General features: G+C 34.9%; 23 protein-coding genes and 1 pseudogene. 8 read left to right on the plus strand and 16 right to left on the minus strand.

The window, feature by feature from the left end; genetic code table 11:
* Nucleotides 1-111: 111 nt before the first annotated feature.
* On the minus strand, nt 112-366 hold the full coding sequence (locus BC008_RS30545) for a MoaD/ThiS family protein (protein WP_027844081.1): 255 nt from the start codon (nt 364-366) through the stop codon (nt 112-114).
* 507 nt (nt 367-873) lie between these two features.
* Between BC008_RS30545 and BC008_RS30550 the strand changes: the two genes are divergently transcribed.
* Nucleotides 874-3,276, plus strand: coding sequence for a bifunctional serine/threonine-protein kinase/ABC transporter substrate-binding protein (locus BC008_RS30550; protein ID WP_082650670.1), 2,403 nt, complete (start codon nt 874-876; stop codon nt 3,274-3,276).
* Between the two features lie 165 nt (nt 3,277-3,441).
* On the opposite strand, the gene BC008_RS30555 is transcribed toward BC008_RS30550, so the two are convergent.
* From BC008_RS30555 to BC008_RS30620, 13 genes are all read right to left on the minus strand, one after another.
* The gene (locus BC008_RS30555) at nt 3,442-4,176 is read right to left on the minus strand and encodes an ABC transporter permease (RefSeq protein WP_027844080.1); all 735 of its coding nucleotides are present in this window, start codon (nt 4,174-4,176) and stop codon (nt 3,442-3,444) included.
* Between the two features lie 424 nt (nt 4,177-4,600).
* Entirely contained in the window at nt 4,601-4,960 is a 360-nt protein-coding gene (locus tag BC008_RS30560; protein ID WP_058184161.1) for a hypothetical protein, read from the minus strand.
* Nucleotides 4,961-5,146: 186 nt separating this feature from the next.
* Nucleotides 5,147-6,382, minus strand: a complete 1,236-nt coding sequence (locus BC008_RS30570; protein WP_027844077.1) for a hypothetical protein — start codon at nt 6,380-6,382, stop codon at nt 5,147-5,149.
* Nucleotides 6,382-7,119: a hypothetical protein gene (locus BC008_RS30575; RefSeq protein ID WP_027844076.1), complete on the minus strand. Its 738-nt coding sequence runs from the start codon at nt 7,117-7,119 to the stop codon at nt 6,382-6,384. Before BC008_RS30575 ends, BC008_RS30570 begins: the two co-directional genes overlap by 1 nt.
* Nucleotides 7,120-7,184: 65 nt before the next feature.
* Nucleotides 7,185-7,625: a hypothetical protein gene (locus BC008_RS30580; RefSeq protein WP_027844075.1), complete on the minus strand. Its 441-nt coding sequence runs from the start codon at nt 7,623-7,625 to the stop codon at nt 7,185-7,187.
* Between the two features lie 14 nt (nt 7,626-7,639).
* On the minus strand, nt 7,640-8,107 hold the full coding sequence (locus BC008_RS30585) for a hypothetical protein (RefSeq protein ID WP_027844074.1): 468 nt from the start codon (nt 8,105-8,107) through the stop codon (nt 7,640-7,642).
* Complete coding sequence (locus BC008_RS30590) at nt 8,108-8,596, minus strand: hypothetical protein (RefSeq protein ID WP_027844073.1); 489 nt, start codon at nt 8,594-8,596, stop codon at nt 8,108-8,110. It lies immediately after the preceding gene.
* Nucleotides 8,580-8,858 carry a hypothetical protein gene (locus BC008_RS49815; protein WP_058184162.1) on the minus strand — a complete coding sequence of 93 codons (279 nt, stop codon included), beginning with the start codon at nt 8,856-8,858 and terminating at the stop codon, nt 8,580-8,582. The genes BC008_RS30590 and BC008_RS49815 overlap by 17 nt, the downstream gene beginning before the upstream one ends.
* Before the next feature lie 53 nt (nt 8,859-8,911).
* Complete coding sequence (locus BC008_RS30600; RefSeq protein WP_027844071.1) at nt 8,912-9,175, minus strand: hypothetical protein; 264 nt, start codon at nt 9,173-9,175, stop codon at nt 8,912-8,914.
* Nucleotides 9,176-9,334: 159 nt separating this feature from the next.
* Nucleotides 9,335-10,063: a hypothetical protein gene (locus BC008_RS30605; protein WP_027844070.1), complete on the minus strand. Its 729-nt coding sequence runs from the start codon at nt 10,061-10,063 to the stop codon at nt 9,335-9,337.
* Between the two features lie 23 nt (nt 10,064-10,086).
* On the minus strand, nt 10,087-10,485 hold the full coding sequence (locus BC008_RS30610; RefSeq protein ID WP_027844069.1) for a hypothetical protein: 399 nt from the start codon (nt 10,483-10,485) through the stop codon (nt 10,087-10,089).
* Nucleotides 10,478-10,693: a hypothetical protein gene (locus tag BC008_RS30615; protein ID WP_036265966.1), complete on the minus strand. Its 216-nt coding sequence runs from the start codon at nt 10,691-10,693 to the stop codon at nt 10,478-10,480. The genes BC008_RS30610 and BC008_RS30615 overlap by 8 nt, the downstream gene beginning before the upstream one ends.
* A 20-nt stretch (nt 10,694-10,713) precedes the next feature.
* Entirely contained in the window at nt 10,714-11,316 is a 603-nt protein-coding gene (locus tag BC008_RS30620; RefSeq protein ID WP_027844068.1) for a hypothetical protein, read from the minus strand.
* A 176-nt stretch (nt 11,317-11,492) separates the two neighbouring features.
* Between BC008_RS30620 and BC008_RS30625 the strand changes: the two genes are divergently transcribed.
* The 7 genes from BC008_RS30625 (at nt 11,493) to BC008_RS30655 (ending at nt 16,688) form a co-directional block, all read left to right on the plus strand.
* A complete protein-coding gene (locus tag BC008_RS30625; RefSeq protein WP_027844067.1) occupies nt 11,493-12,020 on the plus strand; it encodes a hypothetical protein in 528 nt (175 codons plus the stop codon).
* A gap of 138 nt (nt 12,021-12,158) precedes the next feature.
* Nucleotides 12,159-12,983: a hypothetical protein gene (locus BC008_RS30630; protein ID WP_058184163.1), complete on the plus strand. Its 825-nt coding sequence runs from the start codon at nt 12,159-12,161 to the stop codon at nt 12,981-12,983.
* A gap of 2 nt (nt 12,984-12,985) precedes the next feature.
* Nucleotides 12,986-13,315, plus strand: coding sequence for a hypothetical protein (locus BC008_RS30635; protein WP_036265962.1), 330 nt, complete (start codon nt 12,986-12,988; stop codon nt 13,313-13,315).
* Between the two features lie 56 nt (nt 13,316-13,371).
* The gene (locus BC008_RS30640; RefSeq protein WP_153009691.1) at nt 13,372-13,554 is read left to right on the plus strand and encodes a hypothetical protein; all 183 of its coding nucleotides are present in this window, start codon (nt 13,372-13,374) and stop codon (nt 13,552-13,554) included.
* Entirely contained in the window at nt 13,533-15,446 is a 1,914-nt protein-coding gene (locus BC008_RS30645) for a hypothetical protein (RefSeq protein ID WP_153009692.1), read from the plus strand. Before BC008_RS30640 ends, BC008_RS30645 begins: the two co-directional genes overlap by 22 nt.
* Nucleotides 15,436-16,344: a hypothetical protein gene (locus BC008_RS30650; protein ID WP_027844064.1), complete on the plus strand. Its 909-nt coding sequence runs from the start codon at nt 15,436-15,438 to the stop codon at nt 16,342-16,344. The genes BC008_RS30645 and BC008_RS30650 overlap by 11 nt, the downstream gene beginning before the upstream one ends.
* Nucleotides 16,341-16,688, plus strand: a complete 348-nt coding sequence (locus tag BC008_RS30655) for a hypothetical protein (RefSeq protein ID WP_027844063.1) — start codon at nt 16,341-16,343, stop codon at nt 16,686-16,688. Before BC008_RS30650 ends, BC008_RS30655 begins: the two co-directional genes overlap by 4 nt.
* 613 nt (nt 16,689-17,301) lie before the next feature.
* Here BC008_RS30655 and BC008_RS30660 read toward each other — a convergent pair.
* A complete protein-coding gene (locus BC008_RS30660) occupies nt 17,302-18,096 on the minus strand; it encodes a tyrosine-type recombinase/integrase (protein ID WP_082650698.1) in 795 nt (264 codons plus the stop codon).
* Nucleotides 18,097-18,450: 354 nt separating this feature from the next.
* Nucleotides 18,451-18,648: pseudogene (locus tag BC008_RS51685) on the minus strand (IS1634 family transposase); the annotation flags it as partial.

Consider the following 18,648-nt stretch of genomic DNA (forward strand, 5'->3'; position numbering starts at 1 on the left):
TCAACAGCTAACAAACAACTGTTTAATGTTGTAAATATTACATCGTGTCAGTAGAATATTAAATTATCCAACAAGACACACTGAATATAAAAATAAATTTCAATGCAAGAATTATCCGCCACTGACAGGAGGAATTAAGACAACCTCATCTCCATCCTGCAGTAATGTATCAGGCTCAACAAAATTAAAATTAACACCAAACCTCGTTACTTCACGCCATTTACTCAGTTCGGGATGTCCGGATATTAAGCGATCGCGCACATCCCCCACTGGCGTATCTTTGGGAATCTCTAGCACCATTTCTGGTACTCCGTATGCTTCTTGGTAAGCAGCAAATAACTTAACGGTAACTTGGATTGCAGACATTGGGAACAAAATAAATTATTTCAAGATTGTTTACTTATCTTTACAATTTAAAAAAATGATGCAAATTACCAAATCTAATATCAAATAGAGTGTCGCATTGATATGAACAGTCTAATTGGTATATATCTGCTCAATAAATTGAAATCCTTGCTTTGCAACAATTGCAAGTCCTACTATTTTGTATTTGCTTGGAATATTACATATAATTTTAATCAATAAAGAGTAAAAACATTATTGAGAACAGTGTGCACACACACTATATTTTTAGAATTTTTGATTTTTCTTTAATTGTGAGTAAATACTATCTCAAATATTAAGAAAAATCAATAAAATCTTAATTTAGCACAAAAAATTATTTTCTAGGAAAATCTATTGTGCGAACTGTATTATTTGTAGCCCACGTACTTAAAAGTGTAAATATCAATAATGTATTAAGTGTATGTACTTAATTAGTGATTCTACTAACAGTCAAAAATCTTATGATAGTGTTAGGCTAATATATGTCTTATGAGTTGTTGCCTAAATCCTAATTGTTCCCATCCTAATGACCCGATGAACGCTGACAGAAAATTTTGTCGTAATTGCGGGTCTAGTCTGCTTTTGAATCAGCGCTATCGTATAACTAAACGTTTAGGAAAAGGAGGATTTAGTCGAACCTTTGAGGTCGAATATGAAAATTCTCATTATGTATTGAAGGTTTTAAACTTATCTCCATTTACTGAAAAAGTAAGACAGAAGGTTGTTGACCTATTTAAAAGAGAAGCGAATGTATTGCAATTTCTAAATCATCCAGGAATACCAAAAATACACGAAAATGGATATTTTGAATTAAAGTTTTCTAATTATCCAGAACCACTGTATTGCTTGGTGATGGAAAAAGTTGATGGTTTAAATTTACAAGAATGGTTAGATCGTCAAGGAGAAAAGCCACTTCCATTTGAGGAAATCTACAAGTCATTCAAGCAACTAGTAGAAATTTTAGACCTGGTTCATGAGCGGGGATATTTCCATCGGGATATTAAGCCAGCAAATATTATGCTAAGACCTGATGGTCAGTTAGTGCTAATTGATTTTGGTGCGGTAAGGGACTTAGCACAAACTTATTTACAACATGACGACATTAGAAATGGTACCCAAATAGGTTCTCCAGGATATGCTCCCCAAGAACAAATTCATTATGGAGAAACCGTTGCACAATCGGATATTTTTGCTTTAGGACGGACTTTTGTACATTTATTAACTAGACTTCATCCTTTAGATATTCCCATCGATAAAAATGGTAAATTAACTTGGCGAAATAAAGTTTTATTACCACCTAAAAATGAAGAGGGTGCAATTGATAAACTTCGTTGGTATAATTTCCAGAATTTATTAGACGCAACCATCGAAATCGATTGGCGTCGTCGACCTAAAGATACTAAAGTTCTTTTAAGACACCTGAATAAAAAATTAATTTTACATCTTATCCCTTATAAAGTAATAGCCATATTTTTATTATTAGGAATTGGAATATCTACTGGTAATTGGTATTTAAATGGAGTAAATGGTTGTTCAAAGATTTCTTATAGAAACTTTCCCATTGGTGATGAAATAAGTTGTGGGGAAGAAATCTTAATCAGTAATTTTTGGAATAAAGAAAAAAAACAAGGTGTCGTAGCATTTGCAAAGGGTGATTATGTCAATGGTTCTCGTTTACTACAACTTTCATTGAATAAACAACGCGATCCAGAAACTTTAATTTATTTGAATAATGCTCGGGTTAAAGCACAAAAAATTAAAGCATACACCATTGCTGTGGTTGCACCTATTAGTAATAACCAAGATAGTATTAATTCAAGTTTAGAAATTCTGCGAGGAGTAGCTCAAGCTCAAAATGAGTTCAATCAGAAATATAACAAACAAAAAATTGGTCTTAAAGTTCTAATTGCTAGCGATAATAATCGTCCTCGAATAGCTAGAAAAATTGCTAATTATCTAGTGCAAAAACGTGACATTTTAGCTGTTATTGGTCATTTTACTAGTGACACAACAGTAAAAGCTATTGATATTTATCAACAGAATAAACTACTACTAATTTCGGCAACAGCAACCTCAGAAGATTTATCAAAAAAGTGTTTAAATATTGAACTGAAAAATTGCTTCTTCCGTCGAATAGTTAGCAGCGATAGCATAACTGCTAAAACTTTAGCTAGTTATCTAATAAATCAAGCTGATAAGCAAAAAGCAGCTGTCTTTTACAATAAAAATAGTAACTATAGTAAATCTTTACGAAACGTATTTAATATTGAATTTAATAATGGAGGAGGAGAAGTAGTTGAAGAGTTTAATTTATCCGATCCCCATTGGCATGCGGATTACGTAATTGCTCGAGCTAAGCGGAACAATGCTGATGCAATTGTATTATTTCCTAATAGTGATGGTTTGGTTTCTAATAAAGCCCTTCAAGTTATTACAGCAGCAGAAAAGAAAATTTTGATTGTTGGTGGAGATGGTCTTTACCATTCCAACACTCTGAGAGTGGTCAGACAGAATGCATTGGGCTTAGTCGTAGCAATTCCTTGGCATCATAGTATCAATCCCAATGATGGGTTTTCTGTCAGTTCAGAAAAGATGTGGCGAGGAAAAGTTAGCTGGCGTACAGCAACATCATACGATGCAACTAATACTTTAATTGCTGCATTAAAAAAACTACCAATTTCAGCAATAAGTGAAGATGTAGCCAGGGTTACCGCAAACCCAGATTTTAATAGTATTGGAACCACCGGCAAAATAACTTTTAATGCAAATGGCGAACGTTCCGCACAGCCGATAGGGGGCGATACCAAACAGCAAGATATCCATTTAGTTAAAGTTATCCGTAATACTGCTGGGTACTTAGAGTTTATGCCTTTGTTGGGGACTGGGGATTAGGGGATTGGCGTTAGCGGAAGCGTGGCGTTAGCCATAAGCACTGCGTGCCGCACGCCGCAAGCGGCATATGGTGATTGGCGACTGGCGACTGGGGATTAGAGACTGGGTATTGAGCAAAGATTCATACTCATTACTTATTACTTATTACTTATTACTTATTACTCATTACTCATTACTCCTCACTTCCCCTGTACTACGAATTAATTCAGCAATAAGTGCAGCGATCGCAGAAACTACAATTAATATTACGCTTAATGCATTAACATCGGGCTTTACGCCCATTCTGATTCGACTAAAGATTTCCATTGGTAAAGTATTGGAACCACCCCCAGCAGTAAAACTGGCAATAATAAAATCGTCCAAACTTAACACAAAAGCCAGCAAACAACCTGCAATAATACCTGGCATCAATTGGGGTAATAACACTTTCATGAATGCTTGTACTGGGGTCGCACCCAAATCCAATGCAGCTTCTTCCAAATGGGGATCGATATTATTGAGTCTGGAAGAAACGACAAGAGCAACGTAAGCGAGACAAAAGACCAAATGAGCAGCGATTATTGTCCATAAACTAGGAGTAATTGCAAAAGCTGCGAGAAAAACTAAAGTCGCTACAGCGATCGCAATATCGGGAATAATCAAAGGTAGGTAAGAAATACCCCGATAAAGGGATCTACCAGGAAAACGATAACGCGCTAAACCCACAGCCATTAAAGTACCAAAAATAGCTGCAATACCAACCGCAGTACAAGCAACAATTAAACTATTTTTCAGCGCCAATAAAATACTTTCATCCTGAAATAAGTAACGGTACCATTTCAAGGTAAAGCCTTCCCACTTAGCACTGTAAGCAGACTGGTTAAAACTGTAGAAAGCTAATACCCCAATGGGGAGGTACATAAAAATAAATATTATCAGCGAGAAAACCGCCTGCCATGAGACATGTAAATAATTACGTTTTTTCAGCACTTTCGAGCTTCACTCCTATCTAAATACTCAGTCATTACTATTTAAGCTTGGAATTAGTTTAAATAAGCTGAAAATGTCGTATAAAGCACTACTGAGTAAATTACTCAGTAGATACTCAGTGGCTAAGTTAATTCTTATCCATTGTACCCAACACTCAAGATTTTTGGTTCTCTATATTTCATTTCCTAACTGTCAGGATGTTACGAAAAATTGAATTCACCTACCTGTATTTTGCTGTTATCTCTATATAGTAAAAATAATTCAATTATTTATTCAATTATTTTTTCAATTATTTTCTACATATAACAAAGGGAAGCCCTAAGACTTCCCTTGAAACTAAGCTATGACTTGACTTTTAAGCTACTAGCTTAATTTGTGCTACAGAATCGTTTAATGCCTCTTTAGGCATGGAACATAAGTCCATGTCCCCATCTGGAGTTCTATCAAAGCCACACAAAACAAAATCACCATAAATGTGAGTATTCCAAGGTAATGTCGCTATCCAAGGTAATTGTGAAACAGCACCACAATCATCAATCACTGCTGTAACTACTGGATTAATGAATCGACGATAAACACACTCAATATATGGACGCTCATTCTGTTTGCCAACCAATTGCTTTAAGTCATCTAATTGCAACCATTTATCACGTTTTAAGTACTCAATACTATTTTGAGTAATATGAGCAATATATAAATCAGAATGGTAAGTCATCTTCATTAATTACTTCGGTTGTTAGATTTTTTGCTTCACTGTTTAGCAATGATTCTAGTAGTTGCTTTAACGCGATTATCATTTTGCAACTATCTTCATTAAAGCCATCAAATTTATGCATTGAGCATAACTCTAAATATCTGCAAAGTAATTCAGCCTGTTCATAAGATAGAATCCAATTTACTTCTATCTTTCTACCCATCCCTCTGTTGTTAGTTTCCATCCTAGTTCCCACATCAACGAATTAATATCTTTAGTTTTAGGACTAATATCTAATTGTCCAGTTTGCTGTAGAAAGTTCAATCTTTCCCTCAATTTTTGAGGCTGGATTATTGCTTTGATTGTTTGACTACCTGCTTTAATCGCTGCTTTATTTGCTTTAAGAATTATTCCTGCTTCTTCTTCAATGAATAATTTTAAGTGACCCAAAGTAGCACTAGATTCGCTTAGGAAATGTTTATCAATGTATTCCCAGTACTGAGCAAAAAAGTCAATTGACTCTTGAACTTCCTTGAATGCACCAACGGTTAAACCAGTGCAAAGCAAGTCAATCATGATTGTCCATCTTTCACCCTTGATATTTTTAGGAACCTTGAAGGGTTTTTTGCCTTTGCGGGTAAGTAAGTTTCTCCAGAAAACATAATTCTGAACATTTTCTTTAGTGTTCCAAAAAATGTGAAATTTTTCATCGATACCATCCCAACTAATGGATTGCAAGTCAATTTTGTCTAGGTTTAAATCAAGTCCGTCATATTCCTTTAATTCGTCATGGGAAAACTTATCGAAAGGTTTATGAGGAATTAATAGCAATCTTCTATGGAGTTCAGAAAATTCTTGATTGATATGCAGTGGCTCAACTGAACTAATTATTTTGGGACAGAACACATGATAGTTTTTATTTTCCCCATGACTATTAGCAATGCTAATTCTGTCTGTATTGCGGTTGTACCCAAATAGTAGTAACTGATAAATGCGTGGGTCACGTCTTAATGTTTCAGCATGAATGTTATCCCAAGCAAGTAATGCGCCATCTTTTTCCATGTCTTTTGTAGCTCCATCCATCCACCTCATGGCGTCCAAGGCATTGCGAATACTTGCAAAAGTATCTGTAGGTGAGAATGTTTGACTAAAACCATGAAGGTAGTTAGCGAGCATTGAAAGAGTTGATTTACCGCTACCTTTATCACCCCAAGCGAACAATATAGGCGTAATCATCGACCATTTACTAGGGAGTAGCATATATATAGATGCAACAGGAATAAGTATTTTCTTCTGTGGCAACCACACAGATTGCTCTAGAATACTAGCTACATTCGCATAAATTGATTTGTCTTTCTCCCAATAATCAGTCCAGCTTTGAAGGTAAGTTGCATAAAATTCTTTTGGATCCAGGTAATGAGAAGTAGCAGTACTTTCTGTCATTAATCACTCCCCATAATTTTGCAAACAACCGACCAAACTACACTAGATTTTTCTGCAATAGCAGCTTCACTTAAAACATCAGCTAAGTCACTTACATTCTCAATCTTTTTATCTGGGAATGCTTCAGATAAACATTGCTTTGCAAATTTAGTTCTATCATTTAATTTCTCTAGTTCACTTTGTCCCTTACTTCCGTAGCTCTTACTTCCATAGCTTTTGGGTAAAGTTATTTCAGGTGGGTTGATTTTTTCTGGAGATTCACAAGGTGTAACCATCCAAAAACCAGTATTTAAGGAATTGAGTACAACTTCAGGAATGTCTGTTCCATCAGCTTGCTTACCAAGTAAGATTAAATCTATTTGGTTGGTGTCAAACACATCGATTTGACCTTGATATACCTTGCTTTCATCAAGTGTTGCAAGATTTTTGCATAATAGTTTTTCTACTCTAGATTGCTCTATTACTTTTTTCTCTTTAGTCTTCCAATCAGTTTTTTCGTAATTCTTTTTAGCTACCTTGAAGTAAATTTCTTGTGGCTCAAATTTCCAATCTTTACTGCTGCCTACTTTTATTACGCCTGTAGCACTTTTAGCATACCCAAATACATAGTAAAAATCATCATCTTGCTTAGTGCATAATTCTTGAAAATTAACCCCAAATTTAATTGAGGGGAAGTCGGACAATGAAATATAGCTAAATTTCTCAGAAGCTTTTGTATCACTTAAATATGCAGGCATCGTTTTTGATTGGATGAATAACAACACATAAGAGTGAGGATGTACTCACTCTTATTAAAAAAAAATTAAACAATGTGAATTTCGACGTTTTTACCTTTCTGTACTTTGAGGCTGTTAATTGTGCTTAACAAGGTAGTCAAAGGTAACTCGCATGCATCTTTCATTTTCAAGTCTGGAGCCATTGCAACAATAAAAAATGGGAATGGCATCTTATCTTTGCGATGCATGCAAAAAGTTTTTTTGTCAATTTCCTCAGGCGTCATTTTGTCATGAACAATATAAACACCTGATGCATTTACTTTGATGAACTCAGGTTCCTTTCTTGCTTTATCAGAATAACGTTCTGACAAGACTTGCGATACAGCTCCATCAGATTTAATAATTTTAAACTTCCCTGATGATGTTACTTCACAGTAATACCATTCATCCATGAAGGCGTATTTGCTGAACTCTTTCCCTGTCTTACGTTGCTCTAGCTTGTCTTGTAAAGATACGCGGCCTGACATAATTTTACTCCTAATCAAAATAAGCAAAGTGGGTTAAATTCGATTGCTCTAAAATGAGAGCTAGCCTCAAACTCAAGTAGCACTTGGTTAGCTTCAATGAAGCTAAAGCCTCTAATAGCTTTTTCCTGTACAGTCTTACCAACAATTCCTGTAGTAAGAAAAATGTTTGAACCGTAGGAATACCAAGGGGTATCCATTTCTAGCTTTGCAGCTAAAGAGCCGCCCTTAAGAACTGCAAGTCTACCAATGTCTTTAACTTGGTAGTAAATCGGCTCACCTCCCACCATTTCCTGAACTATCCTTTCAGGAATGCTTGCAGTAGGGAAACTATAGGGCAATACCTCAATGATTTTCTTTTCAATATTGAACCTCAAAAAATGTCGAGCAATTAAGCCTGACGGAGCGCTTTCGCAGTACTTAAGCATTGCTTCAGCCATTTCTTTATGACTGTTACAAATCTGAATCTCCACTATATTAATCATTTAGTCTATTGCAACTATGCTGTCTAGATGAGTTCTTAAGTTATTGAGTGGCACTACTGAAAGATTAGTATGTGGTATCTTCCAATCACCTTTGTCTGAAGTAAACAATAGCCGGTTAAATATTTGAGGGTGCTTATCTTGCACTCCTCTGAGGGTACGCCAGAATATTTCTTTTTCTGCATCTTTGAGCAACCATTGACCTTTGACTTCTATATATATAGGTATTGGAAACTCGAGACAGAAATCAATTTTCCAGGATATCTTAGGAAACGCTTTATTCTTAGGATAAATCTGGATTTCTTTCTGACGTCTTATTTCAACTTTGGGAAACCACACTTCAAGAAACTGAAAAGTTTTAAACTCTAGCACTGAATCCCAATGTTGTAGGCGACCACTAGCAAGCAAGTATGCTGGAATGTCTTTTTTGTTGGGGTAAGTTCTACTTGTAGCTGGGTCAATCCAGAAAGATTTTTTATTCTCTTTCCGCATATTCCTCATCCCAACATTCGCTGATTAGCTTTAAGAGTTCATCTTTAGTAATTGGGGTAAGCCCTTGTATTACAGCTTTACGTATTTTTAGTTTTACGTACGCTCTGTCATATGTCACTTCTACGGGTACCCTTTGCTTAAGACTTCCTATCATTGGGGTAGTACATTTTTTGATATACCCTTTTGGAGTAAGCATTGAAGGATGCAGAGAGGTAACGTATTTGTTGCCGATTGTTTCTGTCCAGTGTATTCGTTCTGGCATCCCTTCTCTATGTGTTGAAAATAATTCAAAAAATAATTCAAAAAATAATTGAATTATTTTTTATATATAGCCTCAGCCCTAGAGACCTTAGTTAAATCATCTTTTAGTTTTTGTAGCAACACAGCAGCCTCATAATGCTTACCTTGCACAAGTCTATTGTGTGCATTAAGTAAAACTTCAAATGAAACTATCATTCTTTCGCCTCTAGCAAAACCATGTTTTGTAATCCTTAAATTATCTGCATCTTCTGCTAACGCAAAACTTAAGGTACCTAACTTTTTGTAGGTTTCAACCAGTTCTTTATAAATGTCATTCATCAGAGCAATAAAAAGTAGGAGTTCCGAACGATTTCTATAGTGATGTAAAAAAAAATACAGTCAATTGTTATTAGTTTTTCTTAATCACTTTCTCGGAGATAAAATTTATTAGTAAGCAGTCAGCTGCATTTTTACGTATATATACGAATGACGACCTTTTTATTGAGTGTTAACACCCCTATTCCTTAAAGACTCGCTAATTATTTGAGTAAAATCAGCAGGTTCTTGGTTGACCCATAAAGGAATCTTTTGTGACTTTGTTCGTTTAAATGCACCGGTAACAGTTCCGACTTTTCTAGACCCGTATTCGTTTAACTCGCGATTGGATTCATCAACTATTTTTTGACTAGATAATACGCTGCAATAAGCGGGGTAAATTCTAGTGACTTCCTTGTAGAGAATTTTATCTTTCTGCCTAATACCTTCTTTCTTTTCTTCTAATACGCTAAGCGTTAATATTTTTGCAGTTGACAATGTTAATAATGATTTAAGCCTTTGTTCGGCTTCGTTCTCTGAGCCACCATAAACAGCCATTTGACGACCATTGTCTAAATTAGCTGTTGCACGAAAGCGACCCCAGTTGTAACCATTTGCGCCACCTGCAGCATTTTTAATAGTTGTCCAATTAAGTTTGTTTCTAGCTACGTCTGGAATATTGTAAGTAACTCGCTTTCCTGCTGGTGAAGTGTAAAACGGTGGTTCTTTTGTACTAAAAAAAGTAATCGTTAATCGAATAGTGTGAGGAGACGCCCTTACATAATCAACGATTGGTTGGGCCACAATATCGCCAACATCACGATGTTCTATTAATTTACGTAGCGCTATAACTTCAGCAATTAATGGTCTTAAAGTAAGGTTATTTCCTGTAACCCTAATTTTTTCGCTCATAAAAATAACAATAATTACTTAATTTAAATTGGAACTGCTAACGCTTCCAGCTTAACCGAGTAATTATCGTCTTGAATAGCAAACCTATGACTGCCGTAACTATATTTTTTAACTTCTGTAGTTACATTGAAAAGAGTGCTTGCATTGTCTCTTGAATACACAGGAAATGAAGCAATTACAACAACGTCCAAAGGGTAAATAAATTGAGCGCGTACTGTGTAGAACTTATCCTCTGCCCTAACCTTTATCTTGCTAATCAATCTACTATTTACTTTGTTGGCATTATTAATGTTAAAAGTATGTCTTATTATTATTGCTTTGTTTCCACTGTCAATAACTAAATGGTTAGTGCTTTCAGTCCATTTTGAAAACAAAGGATTAATTGTTCCTAAATCTGTCCAATTACCAAATGCATCATTCATCTACTTCATTTTCTAATTCGTCCATTCTTTCATCGTATTCACCGCCTAACAAATATTCCCGCAATTCAGCACCCGAAACAGGAATCATTAAACCATTACTTCCAGGTCTGGCAATGAAAGCTGTATTATGCCTAGGCTTAAACAAGTGCATCGCATTAACTAAAGTCTCTTGGAAACCAGGTTCGCCTGGAAGTAATAGTTCATTCATGTCAGGTAATGGGTAGCGATTTACAGCAAAATTAAGCCTTTGGCACGGGTCCAGCCCTTTGCAATTGCATTATCTTCTTGCGCTGGATCAATAAAAATACTGAATGAGCCAGATGTTTCACCCTGGGTAAAATCTTTTTTAAATCTTGATGGCTTAGGTTGTGAAGCACCAAAGATTAAATCTTTGTCACCTGCCGAAGCTTGTTTTACTCCTAACTCTGCTAAATCAGTTGCAGGTACAAAGCTAGGAAGCAATGGAGATATCCAAGCATATTTAATGCCTTGAATCGTTACGTAGAGAGTTTGCGATAAAGCAGAGTTGCCCCCAAATCTACGCCTTCCCGGGATAACTTTGTATCCAGATGCCTTTAAGCTTGCAATTTTATCGTCTGAACACCAGCTAGACTCGTAGCCGCTTGTTTCTTTTTTGGATGCTCTCGCCGGCTTGGGGGAGTTAACTCCAAAAGCAGTCTTGTCGGGTACACTGTTAAAATCAATAGCAGTTTGCCCAAAATTACTTCTTTTATCTGTTTTTAAACCAGTATTAAAACCATAATTAAAGTTACCTGTACCTGAACTGGTAACGACATAAACGGGGTCACGCGAACGATAATTTCTAGCCATAATTAAAAGTAGTGATTTCTTGTTATGATTATAACTTCATTAATTAATTTTTTGTTTTCTTTTAATCGTAACTGAAACCCTAGGGATAAGCATAAATTTAAGGCAATTTAATGATATTTGAAATATAAAAATTACAATGGAGTTAAGCACTAAAAAGTATTAATTAAAAACGCGTAATGGCTACTTTACTTTCTTCTGGTGGAACGCTTAAAGAGAATACTGTTGAAGGTCAAATAATGGAGTGTTTGACCCGTCTATTTCTGTTGGAACAAGAGGAAAATATAAGTAATACTTCTATTGGCTTTAATGCTAATAGCAGAATCTTTTCTGCTACATGTAATTTGCCTGTCGAAGAAGTAATCAGCGGTACAGGTGAAATATTTGTAACTGCTCAAGACTACCTGCCAGATTACTTAGGCTTTTCTAGCGGTAATGGTGACATTCAAGCGCCATCGATTATGCAACACTTGCATCAATTGATTATTTATGCACAAAGAATGGAGAAAGACGTAGAGAGCAATCCTAACAATGAGAATCGGATTACTTCCACTACAAATACTGATACCAGTACTTTCTCGGCTAACTTTAACTTTCAATTTGAATTAGGGCTTACTGATGATGGTATGCCTTATGAAAAGGCCATTGAGTATTTAGTAGATGTACCATCTGGCTCTGGTGATGGTAATGGAGATGGCAATCCATAGATTTAATCTAATTTACAGTTTCTTGTCTTTGTAAAAATAAGGAGCTAAGGTGATACCTGGCTCCGTTTTTGTATATGTCAAAAATAATTCAATTATTTTTTGAATTATTTTTTGAATTTTTTTTACTATATAGACAAGATGACTAGCAACACCTACAATCGCTCTCGAAATTTTGCTTTCAAAATAAATTCAAGTTCATCATCTAATATTATCCCTGTGCTTGGAAATAACTTAGATGGATTATCGGGAATCAATTCGGGAATACTATCAGCTAATCTGTTTTTAAAAAACTTAAAAATATTTTCTAGCATCAAATCATTACCAGAAATACAGTTACCAAATATAGAGTTTGATGACAGTGAAACAGAAAAACTCTACAAAACACTTGATGTTGAATGGAAATCACCACGTAAACAAATACAACTTTTAAGTAATGACGGCATTAATGGTTGGATTGTAATTGCCGAAATAAGTTTACTTAATCCTAGCGGCTATCCTTATAGGATATACAATGCCATGGATTATTTGACTGATAATTTAACTTATGAATTCGGCGAGAACGGAAGACTAGGTATTAAACTAATCGATGTTGGATATGGGTTATTAGAGGGAGATGATGAACTAACTATTCATGGAAGTTATGTGCAAGAAATAGTGTACGAAAATGAATGGGCTGGAAGCGGTAATGTAATCACAAATAATATAGAGACAAGTGTTAATGTTACTACGAATAGCTTTATTATTTTAAGTAGTAATAACTTTAGAAAATATGTACTAATTAGTAATCAAGGTTTTAATGATTGTTATATAAAATTTGGTGAAGATGTTGATGTTAATTCAGCAATTAAAATTGTGCCTGGCGGACATTATGAATACAGTACAAGCAATGTAAACTGGAGAGGTAATATATCTGCAATTTGTAAAAACGGAACTTCTAAACTAAACATTTTAGAGAGTATTTAATTATGGGATTATTTAGCCCTGCTAGCGTAAATGTAGAAATACCTGATTCTAATCAATCTTCAAGGACTTATGTAAATACTGGATACAACGTAACGACTACACCATCAGTCATACTTGGAAGCGATACGGAAAGAGTAGGCTTCATTATCTACAACACAGAGACAGAAAGAAGCGTGGTTCTAGTCCATGATGCCGGGAATGGCACTTACAGAACTATTACTGAAATACCTCCACTGGGAACCTATTTTGATGACTTTGCTTACACTGGGGTTTTAAAAGCAAGAGGCCCGTCTGGCTTAGCGACGATTAATGTGACAGAATTTAAAAAGTAAAGCATCCTCCAAGTATGTTAAGCTTCCGAGTTATTGATAGCTTGGAAGTCTTTCTTATGCGTAATCCATACAAAGAGTTACCTATATTTGAAAATGATATAAATGATTTTTCTATGCCTTATAAATTACACGGAAAAATAGATAGAGAAACAATGCTTGCAAAATATCAAGCATTAACTAATGCACCAAAAAACATATTATTTGTAAGGCTTAAAAGATGGTACGGAGACGACGAGTAAAAAAACCAAAAAGGCGTTTTAGGTTTCCAGAGTTAGACTATATGCCTCCAGAGGAAGAGCCTTCAGAGGTCCAAGATGGATTGACGCCTATTTCAGGTACTCCATTCTATATGACACCTACCACACCAGCTGACCCGATGGATTGCAACCGTTATCCTGATAGTCCTTTCTGTGGTAACCCTATTACTAATTCACCACTAGAATTAAGCACTGAAATAGTCCAGGACGAATGCAATATAGGAATTCAAGTTAATGGCGCTCTTGCGTTTGTTAAATTAGCTCCAGTTCAAATTGTTTACCGTAACCCTGTTTGCAGAATCCAGAAAAAAACTTTTGAACCAATTGAATACACTGAGGAGCCAGAACAACCAGAACCACCGCCCGACGGCGAACACGCTATATATATATGGTGCCCTATAGATATCATTCACTACAAACTTGAAGTAGAGGTTGAATGGGATAAACCACCCATATGGTTCCAGTACATGTCTCAACAAATCTCGATCGACATGATTGAGAAGAGGTACGAAACTCATAATGATTACACATATTTTATTGGTTGGGACATTCATTACACCATTGATTATTACTTGTACTACTTTGAGCCTGAATCATTTAAAGTAGATGATTACGGAATAAAGTTTTTGAACTTTAATGAGCAAGGCGTTCATAAGTACCCAGAAGATGGATATGATTTTTTGAATATTAAGGAGTCGGAATGGTACGACCTGCCGGGTGATAGCGCAAGGATTAGTGATAATCCTGACTCCCATTATGAAGACATGCTACGTAAGCCTAGTTATGTAGAGATAAATCCTGACTATACACCACGCTCGGATACTCAGTACTTAAGCAATTGGAATGGTGATGGAGGTTTCCCTAATTATGATGAATATGAAACACCGAAAGGATTAGTGAAAGTAAAGCCTGGTGAAGTAGGTTACAACGTTTTTGGAGTTCAGTACAGAGAATACAAGTATACTGTTGACCATCCGACTTTACATCGTGTTGAGAAATGGAAATCATATGTTTGTTATGAAGATGTCTGCATATTTGAAAATCCACTAAAGGAGCCACCGTATCCATATATGAGAAAGTGTTGTCCTGATAATTCTTACCTTTTGAAAAAAATCTATAAGGAAGTCAAAAAAGCTAACAAGCGTATTGGTAGCGATGAATTCCCTGCAACGGTTCCAGAATCTTTGTTAAAACAAGATGGCAAGGAATCAGGTACTAAGCAAATAGAAAATTTAGGTAGTTTAATTGCTTGGTTCGCAGAAAGGATGGATGAATTAATTGGTGAATTTGAAATACCAATAGAAATAGAAGATGCTGATTTGCTTAAAGATGGCGACCAAAAATTATCAATTAAATTACCTAATATTGCTGAGGCAATAGCTGAGATATTTTCATTGGTACTTAATAACTCAGTTAACCAAGACGTCATTCTTGCAATGGCAACTAAAGCATTAGTTGAGTCTGGGAGTTCTAAGCAGGTAGCAACAAAAAACAACTATTTACTTGAGTCGATTGTTGATTACCTAGCATTTAAGACAAAAGATAAAGTAATTGAGATGCCAATGACATTTACGCCAGGCGCTCAAGACTTTAGTTTGATGCTTCAAGAAAAGTATGTGGAAGTACTTGTTACTGAATACGATGATAAAACTAACTTACAAAAAACGCTAACAGAATTGTTATTTGCAGGCGCTGTTATCCGTGGTGCATTTTATCGCCGTATTGAAAATCCATCAATTGCCAAGCAAGAAATTCAGGACAATATATTTAGGGCATTGCAAATTAAGAAAAACCTTGAAGATGTGGAAAGGGATGGTACTAAAGAGATAGAAGAATACATCAAAAAACTAACAGATAACGGAAATGGCGATTAAAATATTAGCTAGCAAATTAGTAAGTAGAACTATACGTAAAAAAGCCGCTGATAATGGAATTAGAAAATTTAGCTTTACAGGAAATGATGACACTAAAGATAAGGACGGCAATGTATTAACTCGGTTCTTCAGTTCTTTTCTTAAATTCACTAGCAATGTTTTAGGCGAGGCATTCAGAATAATAGCTAGTGGATTGAAATTTAGTTTTACTGCTTTATGGAGTGGGGTAGTTAATGCATTCCAATTTTTATGGAACTTTGATTGGAATATAAGTGACGAGCAAATTAACAATAATGTTATTGCCCAGTACCAAAGCATGGTTAACAATTTAGGTTCTGTTACTGGGCAAAGTATGGGGTGGTTAGTTTGTGGTGTACTCCCATCATCTTTAATATTTGTATTTAATGAACCCTTGGGAGCCCATTTATTAAGTAGGGTAGGCTTAGAAGCTTTTGAGGAATTAAGTGGCTCAATAGCTGGACTTGCTACCTCTACCTTCCAAAGCTATATGACTGCTGCATTCTTATCAATATATAGAGATGCTAGGGCGTTAATTCGCGGAACAGAGTTAGATTACGTTAACAACCAATTAGACAAGGGTCTTAAGTTAGTTGACCTAAGAACACAATTAGAAATTAGACGACGACCTTTTATATTTGCTGAAAAGTTTAAGAAAGGAGTTGATTCTATTGAAAATAAATTTGTCAAAGGTTTTATTGAGAATTTTGTAGAAGAATTTAGCGAAACTTGCATAGAAGCTGGTTATGTTGTAGCCGGTGGATTAGATGCTTTTTATGCCCAACAACACCAAGCTAAAGATGTTTTGTTAGGCAAAGAGCAGACAATTGAACTTGAATTCAAGGATGATGGAAAAATAGAAGCCAAGCATATCGTATGACTCATCTAGAGACTGGAGTCTTAGTACTTCAAATAGTAGAAATGTTCGCTGTTTTTTATGTTAATCAGTGCGTTCAAACAGAACGAAAAAAAACAGTATTTTTAAAACGAAGAGTTAATAGATTAAAAGAATGCGAGATGCTAATTAGAAGAGATACTTCAATGAAATTTACAGAATTAATTAAAACGATGTTAACGATTACTGAAGCAATAAAAAATATTGCAGAAGCATTAGATAAAATACCTGACGATAATGTAGAAGCAAAAGCATCAATTCTTTCGATGAATGACATACAGGATAGGCTTGTTAAAATAGAGCAAGATAACCTCGATACGAATCCATAAATCCCCCCTTAATCAAGAGCAAGTAGGAACTCCAGGAAGGTCTAACAGCCTTCCTTTTCTATATAGTAAAAATAATTCAATTATTTATTCAATTATTTTTTCAATTATTTTCAACATATAGCGAGACACAGCAAACACACATAACAACGGACAATGAGATGAAAGCTAGCATAACTGTCTACGATTTGCCTTGCATGCATTACATAACAAGGTTTGTAGTCGTTTTTATGACAACTAAGCTAGCTTAAGTCTCATTAATTATGCTTATCTATGGTTTTAAAGTTATTGGGTAAGGTCATGTATCTAATCAGGCATTTACTTGCATTTAAGTTACAAGTAAAAATGTTTAAACAAGCTTTATTTAGATAGGCAGCTAGGTTTTTCAAACGTAGAACTTAAGAACTTAGGTGCTTTATATTTTAAATTAAATATATATAAATATAAAAATAATAAAAAAATAATATAAATAATAAATAATAGTATTTATTAAGTCTAATAATTAGTAGTAATAAATAATATAATTAATTTTAAGTAATACCTGATTTTCCTAATCCACAGCCAGTAAAAGAGGGGGAGTTAACCCCCATTATTTCTTATTCAATTAATGAATCAATTACTTGATTAACTTATCTAATTTATCCATTAATTGCTTTATTTGTTCTTTTAATTCTTTATTCTCATTCTTTAATTGCTCTATTTCAGATAATGTAGTTTGATTGCTTGCTGGCAGCTCAGGATTAATTCCCTTAGCTATTCGCCCAGTATCACGGTAGTGCTTTCTTGAAACTTCTTCACCATGTTCACACCAACTATTAACAATATCTCTATCACGCCCTAAATCATATATTTGGTGAGATACAAAAGTATGACGCGTGTTGTAGGGAGGCAAGTACTTGCTGATTTTTCCTTGTTCTAGCAGTATGCGAACAAAGCCAGAGTGTGCATAAGTAATACCCTTGGATTTATAAAATTTGTTATTCCAGTATCTCCCGGCTATGTCGTCATTAATTTTACGTCCAGTAGAACTTAAAAATACACATTCATTACCATTTCCTTGTTTTAATTCTTTAAGCAGGTTCCATAGCCTACCGTTTTTAGGCATGGGAAATAGTCGCTCAGTTTCATTTTTAGTAGGTTTAAATTTTTTTATACGCCCGTTATAAGTCCTTCTAAAAACTATGCATTCGTTATCCCACTTAACATCACCCCACCATAGCCCGCAAGCTTCACCTATTCGGCATCCAGTTAGAAACCTAAAAGCAGTGAAGTGATACCAATGCTTAAACTTACCATCATGGTTTTTTAGAAAACTCATTATTGTTTCAGCTTCATCCCAAGTGAAAGCTAAATCTTTGTTGTCTAAATTCGTGTCTTCACTACTATAGTCACTCTGTTTAATTTCTTTAATTCGTTTTTACCCATCTTCCGCACTCTAACTGTCACAATCGGTAATTACTTAAATAAATCAATAATAAAAGAGTAAAAAAGTACTTTTTACCACTAAAAATTTCTTCAAGCTTATAAATGTCTTGATAAGACTACATCAAATCTATTCTCAATAAGTGGCAATAAGAATCAAAAATATTTTTGGTTGATTTTGATAGATAAATCTCTATGCTATTTTATGTTTTTCACTAATAAACCTGATGCAAAGATATTTGAAAAATAAAATTAGATATGACGATTTAGAACTATTAACGAAGATACGAGAATAGTTCAAAAAAGTAAAAATAATTATTAATTAATAGTGTATCCCTTAAAATTATGTAACTAAGCTATAGTAATGATGACAATCTTTAGGTAATAATTTTAGAATAAAATTTCTATCTTGGCTCCAATTAGAGACTTGTTTTTGATTGTTAAAGCTAACAACATGGATTGATTGAAAGCATTGAAATATCCATCTCAAAGTGGGGCGGTCTGTTGATTTACCTAACTGGTTTTTGAGAGTTGATTTTGA

It is taken from the genome of Mastigocoleus testarum BC008 (assembly GCF_001456025.1).
Taxonomy (GTDB): domain Bacteria; phylum Cyanobacteriota; class Cyanobacteriia; order Cyanobacteriales; family Nostocaceae; genus Mastigocoleus; species Mastigocoleus testarum.